The following is a 23,952-nucleotide window of genomic DNA, read 5'->3' as shown; positions in this document are numbered from 1 at the left end:
GGGAATTCTCGTAAAAGAAAAAATGGGCTTTCCACTTATTCATACAAATTTTTGAGATGCTGTCATTGTCGTTCCAGTTGTCATGTTTATTACACAATTATTGAAAATATTTTTTCCTATTCAACCTAAATATGTCCCAGCAATCGCGCTAGCATTAGGTTTTTTTAGCTGGTGTATTTATGGGCTTTTTTTATAGATATGCAGCCATCGGAAATTATGCTTCCTTAAAGACAACTATTAAGTGCTTTAAAAATAAGAAGGCTCAATAGGTAAGCTCTTAGACTTCTAGCAAACAGAGGAACTGCAGCAGCTTACCGCATGTCAAGACATACATAACTTACGTAGTTGGAATATTTACAAAAATATGTATAAAAAAATCTTTTGTTTCCCATCCTAATCTCACATTCAACAACTATAAAATGAGTTAGGACGTGCAACAATGAAAATGTCAAAACGAAATATAGATTCTTTACGCTTTAAGGAAGTTTTTACAATTTGGAAACAACTAGGCGTAAACAATGGCTATATTGCAACGAACCATTTCTTTTTCAAATATGCAGTGAACAGAGACTTAAAAGTCATTATTTTGGAATTTATTCAATGTTTAAAAGAGGAAAATAAACAGCTTGAGAAGTTATTAAAAGAAAATGGTGTTCTGGCGCCGCCATTATCAATTGACCAAGGAAATTTACAAATTGCTAAAATGCGTGGAAAAGCAGCTATAAATGATTCTGAAATTAGTGCCATCCTATCCATGAATATTGCATCTTCCTTAATTTCAGTCAGTCAAGCAATGGACATGTCTTTCGAAAGCAGTCTTACGACAAAATATAGTGTTTTTCATATGAAATATGCCATTCTAGGTGCCAAGTTAATTGAGCTTAGTAATAAAAAAGGTTGGCTACTTTCTCCTTCCTCAACATAAAGCCCATAGCTTCTAGTCGTCTCGCTTCAATACGAGACGACCTAAAAGGCTATCTTTTTATTCACTTAGTTCCTTTTCTCTGTTTGTGACTAATAAATAATCGAGTGCACTCATTCTAGTTAGCTTATGTGTAAATTTAATTGCATCTGCCTGAGAGTCAAACATAAAGTTTTCGAGTTCGTCTGTTGGTATATATTGATCAGCGATTTTTCGTTTCAGTTTTCTTACAGATAAAATGTGTGAATCTTCTTCGTATAAAATGATTGCACCAACGTTTCGATAAAGCGTATGATCAACCGTTGCGACAACTTTCACATTCAATCCTTCAAATTCCGTTAAATCTACCTGCATTTATTTACCAGCCTCCCTCTCTACTCTTACATTCTAGCTTCAACAATCATAGTCCTTCTTTTTTTTTAGTAATTTGAGCTTATCATTGATGAACCCTTTGGATACTTCCATCTAATTGATTACTATCTGAAAGTGGCGCTCTCTTAATAGAAAAAATAGCACAACCTAACGCACATAATACTAAAATTGCACCGAAACTTGATAAATGCATTACAGAGCCTGTAATAGTAAACAATGCTCCCCCAACTGCTGATCCTATCGAAATACCAATTTGTAAGGCGGCAGTATTTAAGCTTTGTTGAATATCAGATGTTTTGGGATCTGTTTGAATCAAATAGTTTTGTAATGGTGGCGTAAGTGACCAGCTAAGTACTCCCCATAAAACAGTTACTATTAAAAATAACGGGAAGGCTACGATTGTATACGGTATTGCAAATAATACGATGGCAAAAGTTGCAATGATTAGTACGATTGATTTGCCAGTACCAACTTTGTCGCTTAACCAACCACCAAATGCATTACCGCTTACAGAAGCAAGACCGAATACTAAGTAACAAATACTAACCCATGAGGAGTTTAAGTTAAATGCCTCTACTAAAAACGGTGTGAAATAAGCATAAAGCATATAATGACCAGCAAGCATAAATAATGTTGTTAAATGCGCACTCGCAATTTTTAAATTAGCTAATGACTTAATTTGTGTTTTTAATGGGACAACCTCAACAACTGGCATTTTTTCCAGGAGCATAAAAATTAGAATCATAGATATGCTAGAAAGTAATGCAATCCCTAAAAAAACAGCACGCCAACCAAAAGCCTCAGTAATAAAAATACCCATCGGTACACCAATTACCAGTGCTGAACTTACACCTACAAAAATAAGCCCTAATGCTTTAGCACGATGTCTTGGTTCTACTATCTTTGTTGTAATTGTCAGAGACAAAACAATTACTAGAGCCGTACTCATTGCTGTTATGATTCTTGCAATCATGACAATGACAAAGGTAGGACTAAAATAGGTCATGACATTACCTAATGTAAATAAAAGTAATGAAATAAGGTATAGTTTCTTCCGCTCCACTTTAGCTGTTAACGATAAAAGGACGGGAGCAGAAATTGCATATACGAGAGCAAATATCGTAATTAATTGACCAGCCGTTGCTACCGATACGTTCAAATCTTTAGCAATGTATGGCAATATACCTCCAACAATTAGCTCTACCAATCCAACTGCAAACGTAGTAGCAGCCAGTATAAAAACTCTCCAATTCATTTAATCACCCTTCTGTTGTACTTCCATTTTATAGTGGGCAACAACAAAAAAAATCCTGACTACAAAATGAAAGAAAATTTTGTAGTCAGGATTTTATGGTTCCTGGTAGAGACCCTCAATCCATATTATTGAGGTTATACAGATCATTATTTACTTTAGCTATAGTAGCATATTGATTTTTACGTTACAACATTTTTCTTCTTTTCAGATTCCCCCAACACACATTTATTGTATTGAATAAGCTTTAATTTTAGTTATTGTATATTTTTTTGAATTTTTGCTTATATTTTTTGTCTTTTGACCATACATAATAATAGTACACATATAGTTATGGGGTGATTGTTTGCGTATATTTGGTTTAGTATGCTATTTTTTAATGCTATTTTATGGCGCAGAATTAGTAGTAGAAGAGCTCACAATCGATCAACCATCTCCTAGATTGGACATAAAGCAAAACCCAATAAAAGAAACTGTTGAAAATTCAACAGTTTGTGTCTATTATCCTACTCACAAAATTTGTAAATCTTTGGCGGAAAATAATTAATAAATAAAGAGGCATGCTCAAAAATAGAGCTGCCTCTTTCTTTTATCATCGTTATTTATCTATTCACGGCCAACGTGAAAATGCTTAAATGGATAGACGGTGATTTTAGCTTCTCCATAAATAGCATCTTTAGCAATTAATCCGTAATGGCGACTATCATAGCTTTTCAGACGGTTATCTCCCATTACGAAATACTTACCTTCCGGCACTTTTTTCTCATTTGTTAAACCTTCTAGTGTGAAATTCTCTGTAATACGTAATTGACTCGGATCATCTGTTTGTCGATTTACATAATCTTCTTTATACGCCTTACCATTTACATACAATACATCATCTATCATTTCTACTGTGTCCCCTGGAAGTCCTATAACACGTTTAATATATAATTCATCCTCAGTAGGTGATTGAAAGACAATTTGATCAAAGCGTTCAATTTTACTCGTTTTACTTACAATAATAATGTCCTTATCCTCATATGTCGGATACATAGAAGCACCTTGTACTTTTATCGGTGCAAATAAAAATTGCTTACAGCCTAAGACGACGATTGCTGTAATAACAATGATTTTAATGTAGGATAGAATTTCTTTTTTCATATTCGTTTTTTCTGCTTGCATACTCATACCCCGATACTTTTTTTTATAGTATAGCATTTTCTATTGTATATTGACGAATAATAACATAAATTGTTTCCAAGACATGAAAAAAAGACATAAGCTCAATAGCTTCTGTCTAGGAAATTGCTTTTGTTTTTCACTTTTAGAATGGTCACTTTATGAAGCAGAGTGATGTTGCTCGTTAAATAAATCTACTGCGAAAACAATACCTAGCGGCAACGCGATGGCTAATAAAATTGTTCCAATCATCATCACAATCACTCCCTCAACCATTTCTTAAATCTATTATACACTTAATTTTCTGACATTTCAAACGAAATAAAAAATTGAATTATATCGATAACTAAAAAAATCATTCAACTAGGCATGCATCCTACCTGAATGATTTTTTTAGCATTACATAAAGATTTTAAAACAAAATAGTTGTAACTGTTTCACCATGAATTTGACTGGACTTTTTCGCACTTTACGTTTAGGTACATAGCTTTGCATGCAATTATTTAATGCTGTATACCTAAGCACCTGGGTCCTCCCATTCATTCATCTCTCTCCCTTCGTCGACATATAATTTACAACTATTATAGCTAATTTGTACTATACAACCTCTTATTCTAAGTGCGTTTTTAACTCTGTTTTTATTTGTTGTAGCTCTGTTTCATCCGGAATATAGTACCAAATATGATTAATCATTTGACCATCTCCTGCCTCAAATGATAACTGATCAATATTATTATCCATTTTTTTATAAATACTTTGTAGCTGGATTAAATCTTTCACCGTAAAATTCATACGGACATTGTCTCCGACAACATCAAGCATATCAGTTGCCTTCAACAACATTGATGGTGTAGAAGCTTTTTTCATAACCGCTTCAATAATTTGTCTTTGACGAATTTGACGGCCAAAATCACCTCGTGGATCTTCATAGCGTATACGTGAAAAAATAAGAGCTTCATCGCCACTTAATGAAATTTCACCTTCAGGATAATGATAAGAATCATAGGTTAAATCCATATCATTTTGTATAGTTACACCGCCAAGTGTATCAATTATTTGTAGAAATCCTTCCATATTAATAAATACGTAATAATCGAGTGGGATATCTAACAAATTTTCAACCGTATCCATGGCCATGGGTACGCCTCCAAATGCATAGGCATGGTTTATCTTATCCACTGAGTCATGCCCAATGATTTCTGTACGTGTATCTCTTGGGATACTTAACATTTTCATCGTTTGCTTTTCAGGATTTACTGTAATAACAATCATTGTGTCTGAACGACCACTATCGTCCTTTCGTTCATCAACACCTAGCATCAGCACAGAAAATGGCTCTTTTTTTGTAATTGTTTTTTGCGTTTTGTCTGAAGTATCTGTTGTTTCTACAAGTGGTGTATTTATTTTATTCATCGTCTTTTGGATAGTATAATAAGCAGTACCTATAAAAATTAGAAATATTGCTAATAGGCTCCCTATTATCCAAAGCCAAATCTTCTTCTTGCTCTTTTTTTCTTTAGAGCGTTTCATGTTTTTTTCCATACTTATGTCCTCTCTAGCTTTATAAAAAATTTGCCCATCTATTTGACGTATTAGGTTGGAAAAAAGTTTATATAGTCTACTTATATGCATATTGGACGAAAAAAAGACGTACACTAGTATTTACTAAATATACATCTTTATATTCATTAGTACTTAAAATTAGCAATGCTGTTTGTTAATTCCAAGGCTTTGTCATTTAAGCTTTCTGAAATATTGTTAATTTCCTGAAGAGTCGCTACTTGTTTGACAATTTGTTGTGCCATTTCCTCAGTGCCTTCAGCATTATTTCGAACATGCCCATCTAATTCTTGGATCGATGCTGATATTTCTTCTGAGGAAGCTGTCATCTCCTGTGTAATCGCGCTTACTGTTGTAATATCCTCCGTCATCTCCTCGATAGCATTGACAATATTGCTAAACGCTGTTCCTGCCTGTTCAATGACCTCTACCCCTTGCTCGACAGTTTGTTGATCAAGTAAAACTGCAGCTTCTACGTTTTTTGTTTCCTGTAAAATATCTGATGTGAGCTGAACGATGATATGTGCCGATTCTTTTGATTGGGTAGCTAATTTACGTACTTCATCTGCCACAACAGCAAAACCTTTTCCATGTTCTCCTGCTCGCGCCGCCTCAATGGCCGCATTTAGTGCCAGTAAATTAGTTTGTTCTGTTATATCCGTTATTACTTTTGTTATATTTTGAATTTCTTCAGACTGTTTTGTAAGTCTTGAAATGAGCGCTGTTGTCTCTTTAGTAGAATGATAAATCGTATTCATTTGTTGCTTTGCTTGTTCAATCGTAACCTGCCCTGCATCCGCAGTTTCCTTCGTCTGTCTTGCCTTGCCAAGCACGGAATGTGTAGCATCAGCAATTTGTTGAATCCCTTCAGTTGTTTCGTTTATTGCAAGTGAAGCTTCATTAGAAACGGTCGAAGAAATCTTAGAATTTGAAGCGATATCTTCGACAGAAGTGGCAACGCTATTCGAAGTAGTAGCAACTTGCGTTGTACTAGCAGTCAATTCCTCAGCAACAGCAGACAAATCATTAGCAGTTTCACCAGAAGCGCGAATTAACGATTGAATAGATTGCTTCATTTCATTAAAAGCACTTGCTAATATACCGATCTCGTCTTTAGAAGTGACTTGTAAATTTTGTATTGTCAAATCGCCTTTTGCAATTTGCTTGACTGCAGTGGCCATCGTTTTTAGTGGATTAGCTATTTTCACTGCCGTTAAAATACTGAAAAATAGACAAATACCTATTGTAATTAATCCAATGATTACGGCTGTTAGCGCACTTTTATGTACCTTTTGCTCGGCATCGTTGGCAACCTCTGAAAATTTCATTTTATTAAATGCTAACATTTCATTCGCAACACTACCCATTAAACTATTTAGTCGCCATAATTGCTGATCATATAATTCTCGTGCAGTCGATGAATCGCCTGCTTCAACAGCCGTGATAATTGTTTCCGCTACTTTATCAAAGGATTTTTTTCCTTCTAGCATTTTCTCGTTGACTTCTAGCAATTGTTCATCATCAATGATGTCATTTAATTGACCGATGCTTGTTTGAATTTTTAGTTGTGTACTACGAAAATTTTGTAACGTATCCCCATTGCCATTTTCTATATACTGTTGAATATAAATACTTTGTTGCTTTGTATTACTTTGTAAATCTGAAGCGATATAAATTTGTTCTACCTGGGAATCAAGAATATGGTTGTATTCATTTTTCATGTTCGTTAAATCGAAATATCCGTTTATAGATATTCCAATAATGCTAATAAATAATAATGCAAATGCTAGATAAAGTTTTAATTTAATTGACATGTCTTTCGATATTCCCCTTCAGCATTATGTATGAGTGAAAAAATCCCTTATGTATCGTTTAGAATAGCAAATTTTCAGTAAATTATAAAGCTATTTTTGTCGATTTTATGAATTTTTCCAAAAAAGGACCAAAATATTGCACCAAAAGTTATGTAATAAAGTGAATATATTTACACTAAAAATAAATCATGCGCATGATTATTATCCTATAAATAAGCTTTTATATAGATTTTTAGTAAGCAAGGTTTGGTTCTAAAAGAAGGAAGCGTGAAATGCCGATTTTACAAAAAAAGACAAAATATCTTAGGAAGTAAATCCTCAAGATATTTTGTCTACAGTTTGAGCCACTTCTTAAAGAAGCGCTATTAAGCTCTGTCGTGAATTCCTTGCACTAACTTTTCTTGAATAGACAAATATTGTGCAATTTCTTCGTCATTCAATACTTCAAAAAGTTGAATAAATACTTCCTTCCCTACCTCTTGCGCTTTAATTAAAGCACCTACACCTTCTTCGGTAATCTGCAAACGAATTGTACGTCTGTCGGCATCATCGTAAAGTCTTTCTGCTAAGCCAAGTTTTACTAATTTTTCAGCAATACTTGTCATAGCACCTTTTGTATACCCAATCGTTTCAGCTAATTCAGCTTGTCTTTGAGGACCTTTTATTTTTAGTTCACTTAAAACTAAAATTGGTGAAATACCTAACGGATACGGAAACGCTTTCGTAAAGCGTATAATATTCGCATTATTCATCTGATCAATCATATGAATGAGTTTAAAAATACTTGTCTGTGCCAAAAAAAATCCTCCTCGAACATCCGAGAATATTAGTGAAGCATAATAGAGCCACCGTCAACCATAAGCGTTTGGCCTGTGATATATTGTGAGTCCTCTGATGCTAAAAATACTGCTACGCGGCCGATGTCTTCTTCAACATCACCAAAGCGTCCCATAGGAATTTTACTTTTAACAGCTTCGTAATATTCTGGTTGTGCTTTTGCCCATGCTTGTACACCTGGTGAATTCGCAATAGGGCTAATTAAGTTTACATTAATACCGAAACGTCCCCATTCATTTGCCGCTACACGAGAAATACCGCGGATTGCTTCTTTTGCAGCCGCATATGCACCTTGTGTTTCATGTCCAGCAAGACCCGCGCCAGAAGCAAAATTAATAACATTTCCTTTTGACTCTTTTAAATGCGGTAATGCTGCTTGCATTAAATAAAATGTTGGGTAGAAACCAGTATCAAATGATAAATCTAAATCAGCTTGTGTTGTGTCTTCAATAGTTGCTTGCTTAGAAGCATGTGCATTATTAACTAATACATCTAGTTTACCGTATTTTTCAACAACTGTATCGATAATTTTATGCAAATTAGCACGATCCATTAAATTTGCTTGTAAAAACATTGATTTTGGAGAAATTTGTTGCAATTCTTTTTCCATTGCTTTCCCTGTTTCTTCATTTAAATCAACAATCGCTACGATTGCTCCTTCTTTTACCATTGCTTTTGCCATACCACTACCGATACCGCCTGCACCGCCAGTAATAATTACGACTTTGTCTAGTAATTTACCCATGGATAAACATCTCCTTTTCTTAAATCCATTCAATAGTTTATCACTAAATTATTCTTAATTAAACTAGTTTGCTCAACTTTTTGAAACCCTTTACATTTCATTTGCAATTTGTTTTACTATTTCATCAATAGTGGTAATAGCTGAGCCTTTATTGGCTTGTGTTAAAATACTAAAAATATACCACTTACCACTTTTTCCTTGAACATAGCCACTTAACGCATACGTACCCGTTATATAGCCTGTTTTAGCTGAAACACTATAACCTTTCAAGCGATTTTCTAATGTAGCCCCAACCAATTTCCCTTTTCGTCCTGCATGTGGTAAAGCGTCCAAATAGGAGAAGTACCAGGACTTATTACGAACTTTATATAATAATAAGCTTTCCTGCATACTACTTACACGGTTCTGATGATTTAAGCCAGAGCCATCTTCAAAGTACCATTGATCCATATCGAGTCCTGTGTCCATGCCGTATGTACGAATTGCTTGAATACCTGCAGACCAACTTCCTTCGCCTAAAAGCTCTTTTCCTAATTGCTTCGTCAGCATTTCGCCCATACCATTAATGCTCAATTTTAAAAATCGGAAGTTCATGTCCTTTAGCGGAATAGAATAAGCTATCCCAACTCGTTGTGCATTTTCGGGCACTATGCCGATGTCAAGGGGCATTTTTTGCATACCTTTTGCCATTAATTTTTCCCGGAAGACATCGAGTGTAAACAACGTTGGATTATAGACAGTCACATATGTATTTTTCTCTGTTCCTGCTGGTAAATTACCTGTGACAACGATACGATCTGTACCATATTCTCGCGTAATATTGATAGTCGATTTCGTGCCCTTTTTCACAATTTTCGTTTTGTTGACAAGCGGAATTGTACTGGCATATGGATAAAGTTGAACACTTGCTGCTTGACCAATTTTAGTGCCAGTCACTTTGACTTGCACATTGGCGACATCGTACTGGTCATTAGGTGAAAGCGTTAGCGCAGATATACGGGATGCATAAGACAATGCCTCTTCTTGTGGCACAATCCCTTTTGGCAAACGATCATCATCAAACCAAGAATCATCCGCAATCAATTTACCTGTAATTTTAGTAATGCCTAATTTTTTTAGCCCATTGGCAAATGATTCTAAATGGACAGGTAATAACGTCGGGTCACCTCCACCTTGTAAATAAATATTTCCTTGTAATACACCATTTTCAATTGGACCATCTACATAAGCTTTTGTGGCAAAGCGATAATCAGGGCCTAGTAAATCTAATGCCGCTGCACTAACAAGTAATTTATGGGTAGAAGCAGGACGTATCATTTTTTCACCATGATTATTGTATAGTACATTGCCATTGTTAATATCTCGTACCGTAATACTATATTCATTGTCTTTCCAGTTTTTAGCGATTACGGTGTTAATTTTTGTAGCCATCGTTTGCTCATTCGCCCATGCTTGATCTACAAATGTCATTGCGCCACAACTATACATAAATAAAAACAATGCAATAAAAATAATTTTCTTTTTCATAGCTCCTCCTACTGGTAAATATACACTATATATCCTTTATTTTAAGAAAATCTCGGCGTTTTTTCAATTGTTCGACAATCATGACTTCCGTATGTGTGGACAGACATCATTTTCATTCGACAAGAATAGACTATAGTAGCTAGCTAAATCACTTTCAGGAAAGGGGTTGTTTGCAATGGGAGCAAAATGGATAAAGATTTCGATTCTCTATTTAATGTTGGTATTCGCTTTTGGCCTATTTATGCATTATACTGTTGAACTTCAGTGGAAGGCGACACATGCTCATATTGGTGTCGTAGGTTGGCTAACTACGGGATTCATAGGTTTAGTTTATTCCATTTTTAAAGATGCCGCAGAGACCGGGCTCGCAAAAGCTCAGTTTTGGCTTTATAATATCGGTTTACCGTTCCTTTTAGTTGGTATGATGATGGTTTATTTAGATGTTCCACGTTGGTTATTTGAGCTGTTCGTATCTGGTGGCGGTATCGCCGTTGCACTTTCTGTCCTATTATTCTTTGTTAATGTTTTTCAAAATGTGAAGAGTTCATCATAAATATAGAGGGCTACTATTGTAGATTTCTGCTATAGGTGGGAACTTTCCGCTTAGCACACTGTAAGCCAACTCTCTATTGCGCACAGATTGTTGCGTCTAACGTTTTATGTGTTATGAGCAGGAGTCATCCGCCCTACGCTCCAATTCACATAAATATAAGGCATCAAGAGCTAACTGCTTAATGCCACTTAAGCCCCTCTTATGCAAAGTGGGGCTTAGACTGTGTCAAAAATTTAAGTATTACCAGCCAATTAATTTAATTTTGTGACTAGATCTCTATCATTAAATTTTATTGATTTTGTTTTTTCTTTATTGCATACCTCTTTTAAAAGTATAAACCACCAAAGGAGGAATACAAATGACTATTACTGATATTCGAGTAAGAAAAGTACCATCAGATGGAGTAAGTGCTTTAGATCAGCAAGGACAAGCACTATTAAAAAAAGCACTAGGTAAATTGAATAAAGAGGAATTATTCAATGCTTCCAGAATGGAAAAAGTAGAATACGAAACTACTTATTCTGCAAATGCATTCAACGAATTCAATGAACAAAACAAAACAAAAGTGGAACAAAAAATTAGCTTCCTACAATTCAACAATTTCCTTGTTGGTAATATTTTCAAAACAATAAATAGTGAGACTAAGAGAACATCTTACTTAGTGAAAGTCGTATCGTTAGATATAGAACAAGGTATAAAGAAGACGATTACGTATTTAGATGATGAACTATTAAATGAATGGGAGCAGTTGTCCACTGAAAGTAAGTTAACGATACCCGAAGATTACGAGCATTTAAGATCAGATGAAATAGTACAAGATGATGATGTGCTTAGTGCACAAGGTTGGGGTTTACCATGCCTTCAAAATGGTTGTTGTTCTTTCCGTTATAAAGGAAAACGGTCTAACCCACTTGTTAAATATAACTGGTGTGGGGCGAACTGTGGTTCAGGTCCTACTGTTAATGCATTAGACAATTGCTGTAAATATCACGATCACTGTTATGATGCAAATACAGAATATCCTGCACGTTGTGGTTGTGACCGTATTATAATTGAATGTGCTAATCAGACAGATGAGGCAGGTACATCACGTATCGTGGGGGTGTTCTCTGCAAAAATGGTTGCAATGGGCTGCTAATTTTCTTACTAACATTAATTTTAGTGTTCTTAAGTTACATTGCCAATTGATCAAAACCGGGTCTTCAACCTTTCCACGGTTCAATTCCAAGTGTCATTTTATTATGATTTATCTATACTATGGGCGCAACTTTAGCATTCCCTCTAAAGTTGCGTCTTTCACTTTTATGTTTATTCATCAAACCACCTAAAGGCGATATGACGACTCGATATGTCTATTATTTTTTGATATAATTAGTTTAAATACATATGACTTAACAAGTAAGAAAAATGAATAAGGAGGGAAATTATGCTTGGTAAAAGCGGGAAGTTATCAGCATTATTTTCTGTAGTAGGACTTATTGTAATTGCTTGCTTTTATTATTTTCAAATTGCTGCGGTAAACGTAATTTTGTTTGGAGAAATTTTACTTGCCATAGGAATAATCTTTAGTATTCTAAGCTTTATTAAAAAGGAAAAAGGATTTTGGAAGTATACCCCTTATATTGTTTTGTGGCTTTATTTCCTTGGTATTTTCTTGTCTATTATACTACTTTTCATGATAGGTGAGCGTTAGATTATTTTTTATTCATCGTAATATTATACTTTTATTGCGAAGTTACTTACTAAAGACAAAGTCGAGTGTTTCGACTTTGTCTTTTATTTTTAATTGGTTTGCTATCATTAATTTTTTCGTTAGAGTTTCTACAGTCGATAATTTAAAATCTAAGTAGACTTTTTCCACGATAAGAAGGCTAAAGTTAGAAATCATTTAACATCCTCTGCTAAATAATTCATCACTATCAAACGTTATTTCAACTGAATTAAGCCATCTCCTACCAGACTAATTGGAAAGTCCAATTTTAATGCATGCTTTGTAAAGTAATACTTTATTTGTGCCGGTATAAGTGTAGGAGTACACGGTTTAATTAACTGGAGTGCTAGTGCAGAAGCTCCTGAAACATGGGGTGTTGCCATAGAAGTACCATTCAATTCTACATACTCGCCATTTAAATGTGTTGATAAAATACCCTCTCCTGGAGCCACAAAATCTATATTAAGATGCGAGTCTGAAAATATTGAAGGGACAAGTTGTTGATTAACTGAACCAATAGATAATGTTTCCTTATAAAAACCTGGAAATGATATTTCTTCGGTTGTAGATAAGCCGTCACCCTCATTCCCAGCTGCTGCAACTATAACTATGCCTAATGTATGCAATTCTTTGATGACTTTATATAACTCATCTTTATGAGTCGCACCGCCTAAAGACAAATTAATAACTTGAACCTTTTCCCCGTTTTGTCCCTGCCATCTTTTGATATATTGAAGTGCACTAATTAATTCATTATACGAGCCTTCACCAAAGCGATTTAATATCTTTAAGATGAGTAACTTACAATTAGGTGCAACACCTACTACACCCATTTCATTATTTTCAGCAGCAATGATACCTGCTACATGTGTGCCATGGCCGTTGTAATCTGTGTAAATTTCTTTGTTTCCCCCATCATCAGACGTAAAATTATAGCCACCTATTATTTTGTCTGCCAAATCAGGATGTGTTGTATCAACACCAGAATCAATTATAGCAACTACAACCCCCTGTCCTTTTTTGGCTTGTTCCCAAACATCTTTTGCCTTAATAATGTCTATACTAGATGTACGTTTTTGATATTGTTTTTTAAATGATCGGATTTTGTAGGGTTTAATTGCAATTTTATTCAAAAAAATCACTCCTAACGAAATACGTTAATCGTACAACTTACAATAGTATTGAATTTTATTTGAGATATTTTGTGCATCCACTATTACTTCAGAAAGCAACTTTTTTTCTTCTGTATTAAGCTGTTCTGTTTCAAATTTTTTTAAAAAGAAAGATTGTGTTTTTCGAGACTGGCAAAAGCATTTGAGTAAACAGTCTATGTTCATTTAATTCTCTCCTTCTTAGTTCTTATGAAAACAATTACCTGACAGTAAATCCTTTGCATGTAACAATACCTTTCTCTTCGTTTATTTCATTTTTATAGTCATTTATTAATCCTCCAATTCATAAATGGTTCATTAATTAAAGAGATAATAAATGTGGAAAATCAAAATTTATTGTATATAATAATTTTATTAGCAAAAACAGAATAAATGTTCTGTTTTTTTGTTTTTCAAAAGAAAGAAATCTCTTTATTTTATAAAAGCTGAAGATTATTACTAGAGAGATTTGTGCGAGAAATTGGCTACTAGAGAGAAAAAACTATACTTATTTTAAGGGAGGGGTAAAGGTGGATATAAAAATCTTTCTAATTAATTTCGAGCAAAAAAAAATGGATCCTGTTATACATTTCTTTTTACAAGAGCAAAAAAATCGTGATTTACTATCATCCTTTATAGCAGAGCCTTGCCTTGAAAGTAAAGTCCGATTGGACAATGCTTTTAAAGTTCATTACAAAAAAGCAAAGGTAATTAGCTATATTAACAAATTAATCCATTTCCTTTCAATAGATTTCGATAAAAAGGTAAATCGTTATTATAGCCGAAATATATTTTTATCTTCTTTTGTAAAGGATGAAAACAATGCTCCGGAATTACCTTCTAAACAATTAGAGCTGCAAAAAGACTTATACGATACTATTTTAAATGACCAGGGACTTTTACAATCAATTTCAAGTGAAGAACTATTCCATGAATTAAAAACATTATCTAGTAAACAATTATTAATATTAGATTTAAAATACAGCCAAAATTTAAGTAATAAAGAGATTGCATATATTTTAAATGAATCTCCGCAAACAATTTCCTATAATTTAAGAACTGCTATTAAAAAGTTGAGGACTAAATTATTAAATAATGGATGTGGGAAAATTGCAAAGTAAACAAGAATTAAACTACGAGGAAATTATTAGAGATTTTAATCAGAAAATTAAAAATATTTTAAAAAACACGTCCGTACAAGAGCGCGAGGATTTAGAACAAGAAATTAAAATGAAAATCTTAGAAAAAATAGACCTGTTGAACAATATTACTTGTCCTGGTTTCTTCGATTATATAAATAACAAGAAATAAAGAATTTATCTTATGTTGTTAGAATATTTCAGATAAAAAACCCTTCTATAGATAAAAAACATATGACTTGCAAATTTTTTGTCGGCACATAAAGCCCCACTTAACAAAGTGGGGCTTCGTCCTTATTCTTATTGCAATGAGTTCGCTTGCATTTGATACATTTTTTCGTAAATGCCACCTTGTGCTAACAATTCATCGTGCGTTCCGCGCTCAACAATTTCTCCACGATCCAAGACAAGGATACGGTCGGCATTTTTAATTGTTGACAGACGGTGGGCAATAATAAAGGTTGTGCGCCCTTTTTTCAATACATCCATTGCGTGCTGGATAATTTCTTCCGTCTCAGTATCGATATTCGATGTCGCTTCATCTAATATTAAAATGGCTGGATCAAATGCTAGTGCACGTGCAAACGAAATGAGTTGGCGCTGACCAGAAGATAATGTACTTCCTTTTTCAATTACTGGTTCATCGTAACCGTTAGGCAAGTTTGCTAAGACCCGATCACCACCAACTGCTCTTAAAGATTCCTCAACTTTTTCACGTGAAATTTTCGGATTATTTAAGCTCACGTTTGAAGCAATCGTTCCAGTAAATAAATACGGGTCCTGTAATACAATTCCCATATGCTCCCGCATTGATTGACGCGCAACGGCTGTAATATCAATCCCATCGATAGAAATCTTTCCTTTAGAAGGATCATAAAAGCGGAATAATAAGTTCATTATCGAACTTTTTCCCGATCCAGTATGACCTACAAGTGCAATTGTTTCCCCTTGATGAGCTTCAAAAGATAAGTTTTTCAAAACATAATCATCGTTTTTATAAGCAAAGGAAACATCCTCAAAAACGACATTCCCTTTATATCTTGGAAGGCTTACTTCAGATACGGGTTCACCGCCTATATCTAACACCTCAAACACACGCTTCCCTGCAACGAGCGAGCGTTCAAGCTGAGAAAATTGATTGACAATGTTTGTAATAGGATTAAATAATTTCGTCAAATAATCGACAAATGCATATAATGTCCCTGCAGAAATCATTTGTGTTGTCGTCATCGACTGCGTCCCAAAGTAGAAAATAAAAATGGTAAACATTAAAAGCCTTAACGTATTCACTAAATTGAATGAAGTCGCCGAATCTAGCACTAATAATTTACGCTCATAGGCATAATGCTCATTATTCATATCGTCAAATTCCTTCGTCATTTGCTGCTCACGGCGGAATGCTTGAATAATCGTCATACCCTGTATTGATTCGTTAATCATCGCATTGATATCGGCAATTTTAGTTCGAATAACATCATTATACTTCGAAGCAAATTTACGATATAAAATCATCCATACGTAAATGATTGGTACCATTACTAATGCTAAACAGGCCATTTGCCAATTTAAAATAAACAGTGCTACATAGACACCCAAAATTGAGATTACACTTGTTACGAAATTCGATAGCACCTGTACATATAAATTACGTACTGCCTCTGTATCATTCGTCACGCGTGCCACGATTTTCCCTGCCGGTAAGTTATCAAAATATTGAATCGGCAATGTTTGAATATGCTCAAAAACGTCCTTACGTAATTTTTGAACAACGCGGTTTGCTCCCATTTGTAAATAAATATACATAAAATAACGTAATACTGCTGTTGCAATCGCCAATATTAAATACAGTATTAACAGCCATGTAATCGGTTTTATTTCTAATTTACCAATTGTCATATAATTATCGATTATATGCTTCGCAATAAAAGGCCCTACAAGCTCGGTAAATACTGCAATTGTTAAGAAAAATAAACCTAGTAATATTGGTTTTTTAAAATACATCGCATAGCGAGTTAATCGTTGACTCGTAGTCATGAGGCACCCCCTTCTAGCTGTTGACGGTCAAATTGCTCTTTATACCAGCCATGTTGTGAAAGGAGCTGTTCATGTGTTCCTTGCTCTACGATTTGCCCTTCATCAAGCACAATAATCATATTTGCATGTTGAATTCCCGACAAACGATGGGTTGTAATAATGGTCGTTCGATCCTGTCGTTCTCGCTGAATATTTTCTATAATTTTCGCCTCTGTTTTAGCGTCTACAGCAGAAAGCGAATCATCGAGTATTAAAATTTCAGGGTCTTTTATTAGCGCACGTGCAATTGACACACGCTGCTTTTGACCACCTGAAAGCGACACACCTTTTTCGCCAACAAGTGTTTCAAGCCCCATTGGAAGATGGGCTAAATCTTTTTCAAAATAGGCTGCATAAATTGCTTGTTTCAGCTCTTCTTCTGTTGCGTCTTCTTTCCCAAATAAAATATTTTCTCTAATTGTTCGAGAGAATAACACATGATCCTGAGGGACATACCCAATCCAATCGAGTAATTGCTCCTTTGTTTGTGAAGTTATATCAATCCCATCAATCGATAACTGGCCCGCTTCAATTGGATATTCACGTAGTAATTGTCGCAGGAAGGTCGTCTTTCCGGCACCTGTCTTTCCAACAATACCTAATGTTTGCCCCTTTTTTAGTGACAACGAAATTTGTTGAAGATTCTTTACCTGGCTCATTGGATACTGGAAGGTTAAATTATCGAATCCAATGGCATGCGGAGCTGCTACTATTTGTGGTGTAGCAATATTTTGCACATCTGCTTCATAGCGCAATGTCTCCTGTACACGGTCCAATGAGGCATTCCCTTGCTGCATTACATTAATAAGTTCTCCGATTGCGAAAATTGGCCAAACTGCTAATCCTAAATAGACAGTAAACGTTACGAGTTGCCCTAACGACATCGCCTCAGTAGATACTAAGTGTGCACCGTAACCGAGTGCCACAACATAACTAATGCCTGTACCGACTTTCGTAATTGGTCCGAATAAGGCATTTATTTTCGCAGTATGCATATTTTTTGCATAAACGGTTTCACTCATCTCCGCAAATGCTGCTTCGTCCTTTTTTTCTTGGACATATGCCCGCACAACACGAACGCCTGCTACAGACTCGAGAACACTATCATTTAATTCGCCAAAGGCATCCTGTGCCTTCATATAACGCTCATGCACGATTTTGCCTAAATATTGTATAAGGATCGCCATAATAGGCACTGGTAACATGGCAAAGATGGTTAATTTCCATGAGATCATAAAACCCATAGCAAAAATAATACATCCCATATAAATGGTTGAATCAATAAGTGTCATAATCCCAAAGCCCGCTGTGAGTGACACAGCATTTAAATCGTTCGTAGCACGCGCCATTAAATCACCTGTGCGATTTTTTTCATAAAAAGTAGGCGTCATCCGTAAAAAATGTTGCATTAAATTGCGACGCAAAATTTTCTCTAAGTTAATGGCACCTTCAAATAGTCGAAATTGCCATACAAAATTTAATACATAGCCGCCAACTATAATGCCGCTGAAAATCAAAATATACTTCGTTAAAATTGCAGTTGTCATAGTGCCTGCTGTTAAAATATCAATTATGTTCCCAAGTAAATAAGGAGGAATAACCTCTAAAGCACTAGCAATCATTAATAGCACAATCGCTACTGTATATTGCTTCCAATACTGCTTGAAAAACCAGCTTAATTTGCTTAATACATCAAACATTTTTCTTAACCTTCTTTCTCAAATACGTGAAATCTTCGCTACCCACTGTCTAGCAATTCCTTATTGAAAATTAATTTCCTTGTGATGATACGCATACGACATACACTCCTTTTTTAGTTCACTACAATTTTTTTGCAATAAAAAAAGACACATCCCCTCAAAAGAGCATGTGTCTCTTATAAAAGGCAAGGTGCGCCCATACCTTTTATTGCATAATAAATAACAACGTTAGACATGGACAATGTATGAAGCTGTGCTTTTGTTTTGTACTGTTAAAACCATCATTGTCATGCCCTCCTTTGTTTGTTTTGTTATAGTGTTATTGAAGATTATCATATTATTGAAATAATTGTCAACATTCTAACTGTTATTTTTTATATTTTACAGGAAATAATTAACGCTTTAAAGTAGTGAATTGCTTGAATCGGTAAAAATGGGACACCACGTTAAAACTTACTTTTGAATAGCTACCATCCTACCTAAGTCCTTGATACAATATGAAGTAGTAGAGAATCTAAATGATGGACTTTTATTCATAAGTTCCCAATTGATTACAAACAATAAATGACCTTTAAAGTTAAAGGAGTCTTTGAAATTGAAAACGTTTTTGGCAATAGGTATAGGTGGATTTTTCGGCGCTATGGCTCGCTATTACCTCAGCGTGTTCCTTCCCAACACCGCTAACTTTCCAACTACAACACTTTTTATTAATTTAGTTGGGTGCTTTTGTTTAGCCTTTCTTTTTACGATTTTTACTAACCGTACACCACTCGTACTTTGCATTGGTACAGGCTTTTTAGGAGCCTTCACAACTTTTTCTACCTTTTCTGTAGAAACACTTTTACTCATAGAAAATAATCTTTGGGTACAAGCCCTTTTATATTGTTTAATTAGCGTTTTTGGTGGTTTAGCTTGCGCTTGGCTTGGTGCTTTACTTGCAAGGGGGCGAATGCAATGATCCTTGTAGGCATCGGTGGATTTTTAGGTGCGTTAACGAGATTTTACTTAGGAAAATGGATTGTCAGTACCTATCCTTGGGCAACCTTCATTATCAACATTACAGGTTCTTTTATCCTTGGTCTTTTATTTGGTAGCCATCCAAGTGAAGCATTATGGCATTTCTTAGGTATCGGTTTTTTAGGTGCTTACACAACTTTTTCGACGTTTGGCTTTGAAATGCTACAACTAGTGGAAAAGAAAAAATGGGGACTAGCTTTAGCCTATATTTGTAGTACAGTATTAATAGGATTACTCTTTGCTGCACTTGGTCTTTACATGTTGGCATAATGTCCTTAACTTTCAAGAGGTGATTTTTTGACACAAGCTACAATAGAACAGCTCCAAGCGTTGGAGGCTGAAATAAAACATACTTTATATACATTAATTGACTTAGAACTGAATGAAGCCTATCAAGAAATGACTACCCACTTTGCTCAACTGCTCGCAAAAGTACAAGCAGCGCATTTAATTGATTATAAACTTAATGTTCTAGTGGAACCTCAAGCGTATGCTACCGAGACTTGTATATTATTAGAAAGTTTACTCGAAGCAAAAAACAGACCAAATAAAAGGCATCAGCTATTAACTCATCGGATTATTTTAAAAATTTGGTTGCGTAAAAATCAACACTTTATAAATGACTTATTACCACAAATGTTTTAAGCACCTTAGTTTTCTAAAGGTGCTTTTTATTTTTAGTCAGTATCCCCTACCAGTTAAAACGCATTTATTCTATTTCAATATGACAAAATGCTCATTTTTTCGAACCATTCCTTTCCTCTTGTCGTTTATTAATAATGAAAGCTACATGACAATCTATTAATTCTATATAAACTGATAAGAGGTGTTTTTTATGGAGAGAATAAAAATACTAGATGTCGCTAGAGGACTCGCTATTATTGGCACACTTGGAACGAATATTTGGATTTTTGGATCTGCTCATCATACTATGGAAGTTGATGAAGCCGAACTTTCGATTATTGGCCCATACATATCTAATTTCACAGATTTTTTGACAAATGGTAAGTTTTTAGGTCTGTTAACAATTATGTTCGGTATTGGCATGCAATTGAAATATATTAGCTTTCAAAATCGAGAACTCCCTTGGTTTCGACTATATTTATGGTCAATGATTTTACTCTTTATTGATGGGCTTCTCCATTTTATATTTGTTTTCGAATTTGATGTACTAATGAGTTATTCACTAACAGGTATCCTTGTTGCTTTTATCATCCAACGATCCGAGAGAATAATGAAAATATGTATGTTTTGTGCTGGCGCTACACATGTCCTTTACCAAGTCGGGCAAGGGTTCATTAATGAGATTATGTCTTCTAAGCTAGCAAGGATGTTATTTCCAAATAATCCTTATGCCAATATTATTGCTGAACGTAATCTAACTGAACAAGCATTAATTCGATATGAAAATCAATTGCTTGATATATCTGCGTTTACTTGGTGGGAGCAAGTCGTTTACAGGATGGAACATTTTTGGGTATTGCGATCAGAAGCCATTATGATTTTACCGATGAATGTTTTTTTATTTTTACTTGGCGTCTTCCTCGTACGAAAAGGTTTATTAGAAATGGATGCACGCGGTATTCGTCTGCAAAAGCGCCTGCTATGGATTGGGCTTGGTATCGGCATTCCAATCAATGCACTATCGATCTTCAATGTACAATTTATCGTATTTGACCGCTACGTTTTTGCCCCTATCTTATCATTAGGCTATTTAGGCCTTGTTTTCTTAATCGCTCGCCACCAAAAGTTTGTCAAAACACAACAATATATTAGTAACGTTGGGAAAATGGCGCTTACATGCTATATCACCCAAAACATCGTATCATCCTTTTTGTTCTATAATTGGGGACTCGGTCTTTCCAAACACTATAACCCGCTTTTAATATATACATCTTGGCTGGGCATTACATTATTTATGATTGGATTTTCAACACTATGGTTACAAAAATATAAACAAGGACCCGTTGAAACAATTTGGCGTAAACTTGGCAATATTCCTGTGAATCGCTATAAACAAAAACTAACATAAGCAAGCTCATGTGTTTTATTTTTTGTTGCATTCCTTTATTAAATGCGAGATGAATAAACTGACATTATAAAAACTCTACTTTCTGGCTATTTCAAAACAATGACAATTATTATTAAAATAAAATAATATTCAAACACTTTTTAAACTATCGACAAACTGCCAGCTAAAGCAACAAGAAGAGGAGTACACCAATATGAAAAAAGCATGTACAATTGCTGGTTCCGCCGCGCGTGGTGGGGCTGGTATTCAAGCAGATTTAAAAACTTTTCAAGAACTAGGTGTATACGGCACTTCTGCCATTACTGCCTTCGTGGCAACACACCCTGATACAAAGCAAGGTGTTTATACACAATCGCTAGAAGTTATTGAGGCACAACTTCATACAATTGCGTCACAAATTGGCATTGATGCTTTAAAAACAGGCATGTTATTCACCAAAGACATTATTGAGCTTGTGGCGGACTGGCTCCCTACCGCTCAAGTCAAACATATCGTTATTGATCCTGTTATGTTTGGTAAAGTAGGGACAGCCCTCATGGAGGAAGGTGCCATGACCTCTTTAAAAAACAAGCTATTACCTCACGCTACCATTATGACACCAAATATGCCTGAGGCCGAGTATTTACTCGGGGGGAGAAGCCTTACCACTATCAGTGATTTACAGGATGCTACCCGTGATTTACATAAGCTTGGTACTCAATACGTACTTGTGAAAGGCGGTCGCCTCGAAGGGCCAGCAACGGATGTTTTATTTGATGGAGTACACATGCTAACATTAGAAGCTCCTCGTATTGATACAATTCATACTAATGGTGCAGGTTGTTCATACTCTGCAGCAATTACTGCAGGATTAGCACAAGGTCTTAGCGTTGAGGATGCAGTAATTCAAGCTAAAAAATTCGTTACAGCAGGAATACGACGTGCGATTCCGTTTGAAGCTGTTGCTGGTGCAATCGACCACCGTGCATATAAACAGGTTGGAGAAAATAACATTACGATTACTAGATGCTAATTTGATGTCCTTTGATTTGAAGGTAGATGAAAAAAAAAAATCCGCGTAACCTTTTTATAGGTGCAGCGGATTTTCTCGTTTTCCTTCGAATTTCTCATTCCCCTTGAAAAGAGTAGGCACGCATAACTTGGCATATTTCTACATGATAATGACTGTACCATTTTTCTTTTCCTAATTGTTGCGCTACAGCATGCTTGGCATTGTCTTTCCATTTTTGGATTGCTTCTAGCGATTCCCAGTACGAAACCGTAATTCCTTGCCCTTCATGATTTCTTGTGCTCTCAACACGAAGAAAACCCGGCTGTTGTTTTGCTAATGCCTCAATCGTATCTGCCATTTTTGCATACCCAGCGTTGTCGCCATCCGTCCGCTGTGATGTGAAAATTACTGCATAATAACTATCCATTTTTTTAGTCCCCCTTCTTCATTCTTCTCTATTGTAAACGATAAATACTTTCAATATAATCGAACTATGGAATGCAAAGGAGCTGGAATAATGAGTATTAACCCAAATATGGCTGAAGTCGCTTCTTTGCTTGGAGAGACATCAAGAGCGACAATGCTAGCTAGCCTAATGGACGGACGCTATCATACAGCTAGTGAATTAGCATATATGGCTAATATTAAACCCCAAACAGCTAGCTTTCATCTAGCTAAGCTAGTAGAAGGTAACCTAATTAAAGTCGAAAAGCAAGGACGTCATCGCTATTTTCAGCTAGCAAATGAAGATATTGCACAGTTTTTAGAAACTTTCCTAGCAATTTCACCTCCACCTGAAGTACGTTCATTAAAGCAATCAAGCCAAATACAATTACTGCAAGATGCACGAACTTGCTATGACCATTTAGCCGGTAAATTAGGTGTAAACTTAACTGATTCAATGGTCAACTCGGGATATTTGCAAAAAGAACAAAAGGAATATGTTGTTACACCTGATGGCGTAGCTTTTTTTACACAGTTCGGTATTGATTTAGAAAAATTAAAAAGAAAGCGTCGCTCTTTTTGTCACGCATGTTTGGATTGGAGTGAACGTCGTCATCATTTAGCTGGAGCACTTGGCCACGGACTGCTGACACATTTTTTAGAGTTAGAATGGATTACGCGTGTCCCTACAATTCGCGCAATTAAGGTTACCGAAAAAGGACGAAAAGGCTTTCAACAAGTTTTTCATATTGATGTGAAATAAGTGCCAGTCACTCAAACAATTCTCAACAATTTACTATACTTTTAGTATCTAAGTAAAAATCCACAAGACCCCTGCGGTAATGCAAGTAACGTAAGACCCAACAGGAGGCACGACAAGACTGTTCTGGGTAGCTTCCATCGTGCCCGCGGAAAGCGCAGTGGATTTTTACGCTTTAGAAGGTAGCCTTT

25 protein-coding genes, 1 pseudogene and 1 riboswitch are annotated in these 23,952 nt (G+C 35.3%); of the genes and pseudogenes, 13 read left to right on the top strand and 13 right to left on the bottom strand.

Annotated elements, in window-relative coordinates; all coding sequences use genetic code 11:
- The first annotated feature begins 82 nt into the window (after nucleotides 1-82).
- Nucleotides 83-269 (top strand): annotated as a pseudogene (locus ACIQXJ_RS05795) (hypothetical protein).
- 170 nt (nucleotides 270-439) lie between these two features.
- The gene (locus tag ACIQXJ_RS05790) at nucleotides 440-925 is read left to right on the top strand and encodes a DUF3231 family protein (RefSeq protein ID WP_403050737.1); all 486 of its coding nucleotides are present in this window, start codon (nucleotides 440-442) and stop codon (nucleotides 923-925) included.
- 57 nt (nucleotides 926-982) lie between these two features.
- Here ACIQXJ_RS05790 and ACIQXJ_RS05785 read toward each other — a convergent pair whose 3' ends face one another.
- The 9 genes from ACIQXJ_RS05785 to dacB form a co-directional block, all read right to left on the bottom strand.
- Nucleotides 983-1,276 carry a hypothetical protein gene (locus tag ACIQXJ_RS05785; protein WP_401009984.1) on the bottom strand — a complete coding sequence of 98 codons (294 nt, stop codon included), beginning with the start codon at nucleotides 1,274-1,276 and terminating at the stop codon, nucleotides 983-985.
- Between the two features lie 82 nt (nucleotides 1,277-1,358).
- Complete coding sequence (locus ACIQXJ_RS05780) at nucleotides 1,359-2,549, bottom strand: MFS transporter (protein ID WP_403050734.1); 1,191 nt, start codon at nucleotides 2,547-2,549, stop codon at nucleotides 1,359-1,361.
- 62 nt (nucleotides 2,550-2,611) lie between these two features.
- Nucleotides 2,612-2,711: riboswitch (purine riboswitch) on the bottom strand.
- A gap of 441 nt (nucleotides 2,712-3,152) precedes the next feature.
- Entirely contained in the window at nucleotides 3,153-3,710 is a 558-nt protein-coding gene (gene lepB, locus ACIQXJ_RS05775) for a signal peptidase I (protein ID WP_401009989.1), read from the bottom strand.
- Between the two features lie 156 nt (nucleotides 3,711-3,866).
- Nucleotides 3,867-3,962: a transcriptional regulator gene (locus ACIQXJ_RS05770; RefSeq protein WP_403050731.1), complete on the bottom strand. Its 96-nt coding sequence runs from the start codon at nucleotides 3,960-3,962 to the stop codon at nucleotides 3,867-3,869.
- 354 nt (nucleotides 3,963-4,316) lie between these two features.
- Nucleotides 4,317-5,249, bottom strand: coding sequence for an LCP family glycopolymer transferase (locus tag ACIQXJ_RS05765; RefSeq protein WP_403050728.1), 933 nt, complete (start codon nucleotides 5,247-5,249; stop codon nucleotides 4,317-4,319).
- 146 nt (nucleotides 5,250-5,395) lie between these two features.
- A complete protein-coding gene (locus ACIQXJ_RS05760) occupies nucleotides 5,396-7,081 on the bottom strand; it encodes a methyl-accepting chemotaxis protein (RefSeq protein ID WP_403050725.1) in 1,686 nt (561 codons plus the stop codon).
- A 365-nt stretch (nucleotides 7,082-7,446) separates the two neighbouring features.
- Entirely contained in the window at nucleotides 7,447-7,878 is a 432-nt protein-coding gene (locus ACIQXJ_RS05755) for a MarR family winged helix-turn-helix transcriptional regulator (protein WP_401009995.1), read from the bottom strand.
- 29 nt (nucleotides 7,879-7,907) lie between these two features.
- Nucleotides 7,908-8,663 (bottom strand): SDR family NAD(P)-dependent oxidoreductase, encoded by a 756-nt coding sequence (locus tag ACIQXJ_RS05750; protein ID WP_403050722.1) that lies wholly within the window; start codon nucleotides 8,661-8,663, stop codon nucleotides 7,908-7,910.
- Nucleotides 8,664-8,753: 90 nt separating this feature from the next.
- Nucleotides 8,754-10,190: a D-alanyl-D-alanine carboxypeptidase/D-alanyl-D-alanine endopeptidase gene (gene dacB / locus ACIQXJ_RS05745; RefSeq protein WP_403050719.1), complete on the bottom strand. Its 1,437-nt coding sequence runs from the start codon at nucleotides 10,188-10,190 to the stop codon at nucleotides 8,754-8,756.
- Between the two features lie 175 nt (nucleotides 10,191-10,365).
- Between dacB and ACIQXJ_RS05740 the strand changes: the two genes are divergently transcribed.
- The 3 genes from ACIQXJ_RS05740 (at nucleotide 10,366) to ACIQXJ_RS05730 (ending at nucleotide 12,436) form a co-directional block, all read left to right on the top strand.
- Nucleotides 10,366-10,743, top strand: a complete 378-nt coding sequence (locus tag ACIQXJ_RS05740) for a hypothetical protein (protein ID WP_403050716.1) — start codon at nucleotides 10,366-10,368, stop codon at nucleotides 10,741-10,743.
- Nucleotides 10,744-11,101: 358 nt separating this feature from the next.
- Nucleotides 11,102-11,881, top strand: coding sequence for a phospholipase A2 family protein (locus ACIQXJ_RS05735; protein ID WP_403050713.1), 780 nt, complete (start codon nucleotides 11,102-11,104; stop codon nucleotides 11,879-11,881).
- 288 nt (nucleotides 11,882-12,169) lie between these two features.
- Nucleotides 12,170-12,436 (top strand): hypothetical protein, encoded by a 267-nt coding sequence (locus tag ACIQXJ_RS05730; protein WP_403050710.1) that lies wholly within the window; start codon nucleotides 12,170-12,172, stop codon nucleotides 12,434-12,436.
- 233 nt (nucleotides 12,437-12,669) lie between these two features.
- Here ACIQXJ_RS05730 and ACIQXJ_RS05725 read toward each other — a convergent pair whose 3' ends face one another.
- Nucleotides 12,670-13,596: a S8 family peptidase gene (locus tag ACIQXJ_RS05725; protein WP_403050707.1), complete on the bottom strand. Its 927-nt coding sequence runs from the start codon at nucleotides 13,594-13,596 to the stop codon at nucleotides 12,670-12,672.
- Between the two features lie 539 nt (nucleotides 13,597-14,135).
- On the opposite strand from ACIQXJ_RS05725, the gene ACIQXJ_RS05720 reads away from it, so the two are divergent.
- Together ACIQXJ_RS05720 and ACIQXJ_RS05715 are read left to right on the top strand one after the other, a co-directional pair.
- A complete protein-coding gene (locus ACIQXJ_RS05720; protein WP_403050704.1) occupies nucleotides 14,136-14,726 on the top strand; it encodes an RNA polymerase sigma factor in 591 nt (196 codons plus the stop codon).
- Nucleotides 14,707-14,916, top strand: coding sequence for a hypothetical protein (locus tag ACIQXJ_RS05715; protein ID WP_403054843.1), 210 nt, complete (start codon nucleotides 14,707-14,709; stop codon nucleotides 14,914-14,916). Before ACIQXJ_RS05720 ends, ACIQXJ_RS05715 begins: the two co-directional genes overlap by 20 nt.
- Before the next feature lie 128 nt (nucleotides 14,917-15,044).
- Here the strand turns inward: ACIQXJ_RS05715 and ACIQXJ_RS05710 are convergent, their stop codons facing one another.
- Both ACIQXJ_RS05710 and ACIQXJ_RS05705 read right to left on the bottom strand, forming a co-directional pair.
- Nucleotides 15,045-16,778: an ABC transporter ATP-binding protein gene (locus tag ACIQXJ_RS05710; protein ID WP_403050701.1), complete on the bottom strand. Its 1,734-nt coding sequence runs from the start codon at nucleotides 16,776-16,778 to the stop codon at nucleotides 15,045-15,047.
- Nucleotides 16,775-18,517, bottom strand: a complete 1,743-nt coding sequence (locus ACIQXJ_RS05705) for an ABC transporter ATP-binding protein (protein ID WP_403050698.1) — start codon at nucleotides 18,515-18,517, stop codon at nucleotides 16,775-16,777. Before ACIQXJ_RS05705 ends, ACIQXJ_RS05710 begins: the two co-directional genes overlap by 4 nt.
- Before the next feature lie 595 nt (nucleotides 18,518-19,112).
- On the opposite strand from ACIQXJ_RS05705, the gene crcB reads away from it, so the two are divergent.
- From crcB to thiD, 5 genes are all read left to right on the top strand, one after another.
- Nucleotides 19,113-19,475 carry a fluoride efflux transporter CrcB gene (crcB, locus tag ACIQXJ_RS05700; RefSeq protein ID WP_403050695.1) on the top strand — a complete coding sequence of 121 codons (363 nt, stop codon included), beginning with the start codon at nucleotides 19,113-19,115 and terminating at the stop codon, nucleotides 19,473-19,475.
- Nucleotides 19,472-19,804 (top strand): fluoride efflux transporter FluC, encoded by a 333-nt coding sequence (locus ACIQXJ_RS05695; protein WP_403050692.1) that lies wholly within the window; start codon nucleotides 19,472-19,474, stop codon nucleotides 19,802-19,804. The genes crcB and ACIQXJ_RS05695 overlap by 4 nt, the downstream gene beginning before the upstream one ends.
- A 27-nt stretch (nucleotides 19,805-19,831) precedes the next feature.
- Nucleotides 19,832-20,179, top strand: a complete 348-nt coding sequence (locus tag ACIQXJ_RS05690; protein ID WP_403050689.1) for a hypothetical protein — start codon at nucleotides 19,832-19,834, stop codon at nucleotides 20,177-20,179.
- A gap of 190 nt (nucleotides 20,180-20,369) precedes the next feature.
- Nucleotides 20,370-21,566 carry a DUF418 domain-containing protein gene (locus ACIQXJ_RS05685; protein WP_403050686.1) on the top strand — a complete coding sequence of 399 codons (1,197 nt, stop codon included), beginning with the start codon at nucleotides 20,370-20,372 and terminating at the stop codon, nucleotides 21,564-21,566.
- 193 nt (nucleotides 21,567-21,759) lie between these two features.
- Nucleotides 21,760-22,578 carry a bifunctional hydroxymethylpyrimidine kinase/phosphomethylpyrimidine kinase gene (thiD, locus tag ACIQXJ_RS05680; RefSeq protein WP_403050683.1) on the top strand — a complete coding sequence of 273 codons (819 nt, stop codon included), beginning with the start codon at nucleotides 21,760-21,762 and terminating at the stop codon, nucleotides 22,576-22,578.
- Nucleotides 22,579-22,672: 94 nt separating this feature from the next.
- On the opposite strand, the gene ACIQXJ_RS05675 is transcribed toward thiD, so the two are convergent.
- A complete protein-coding gene (locus tag ACIQXJ_RS05675) occupies nucleotides 22,673-22,984 on the bottom strand; it encodes an antibiotic biosynthesis monooxygenase family protein (RefSeq protein WP_403050680.1) in 312 nt (103 codons plus the stop codon).
- A gap of 90 nt (nucleotides 22,985-23,074) precedes the next feature.
- Here ACIQXJ_RS05675 and ACIQXJ_RS05670 point away from each other — a divergent pair, with 90 nt between their 5' ends.
- A complete protein-coding gene (locus tag ACIQXJ_RS05670; RefSeq protein ID WP_403050677.1) occupies nucleotides 23,075-23,764 on the top strand; it encodes an ArsR/SmtB family transcription factor in 690 nt (229 codons plus the stop codon).
- Nucleotides 23,765-23,952: the final 188 nt, after the last annotated feature.

The organism is Lysinibacillus sp. NPDC097868, assembly GCF_044761135.1.
Taxonomy (GTDB): Bacteria; Bacillota; Bacilli; order Bacillales_A; family Planococcaceae; genus Lysinibacillus.
Note: the sequence above shows the minus strand (reverse complement) of the source record. Positions and strands in the feature narration are given on the sequence as shown.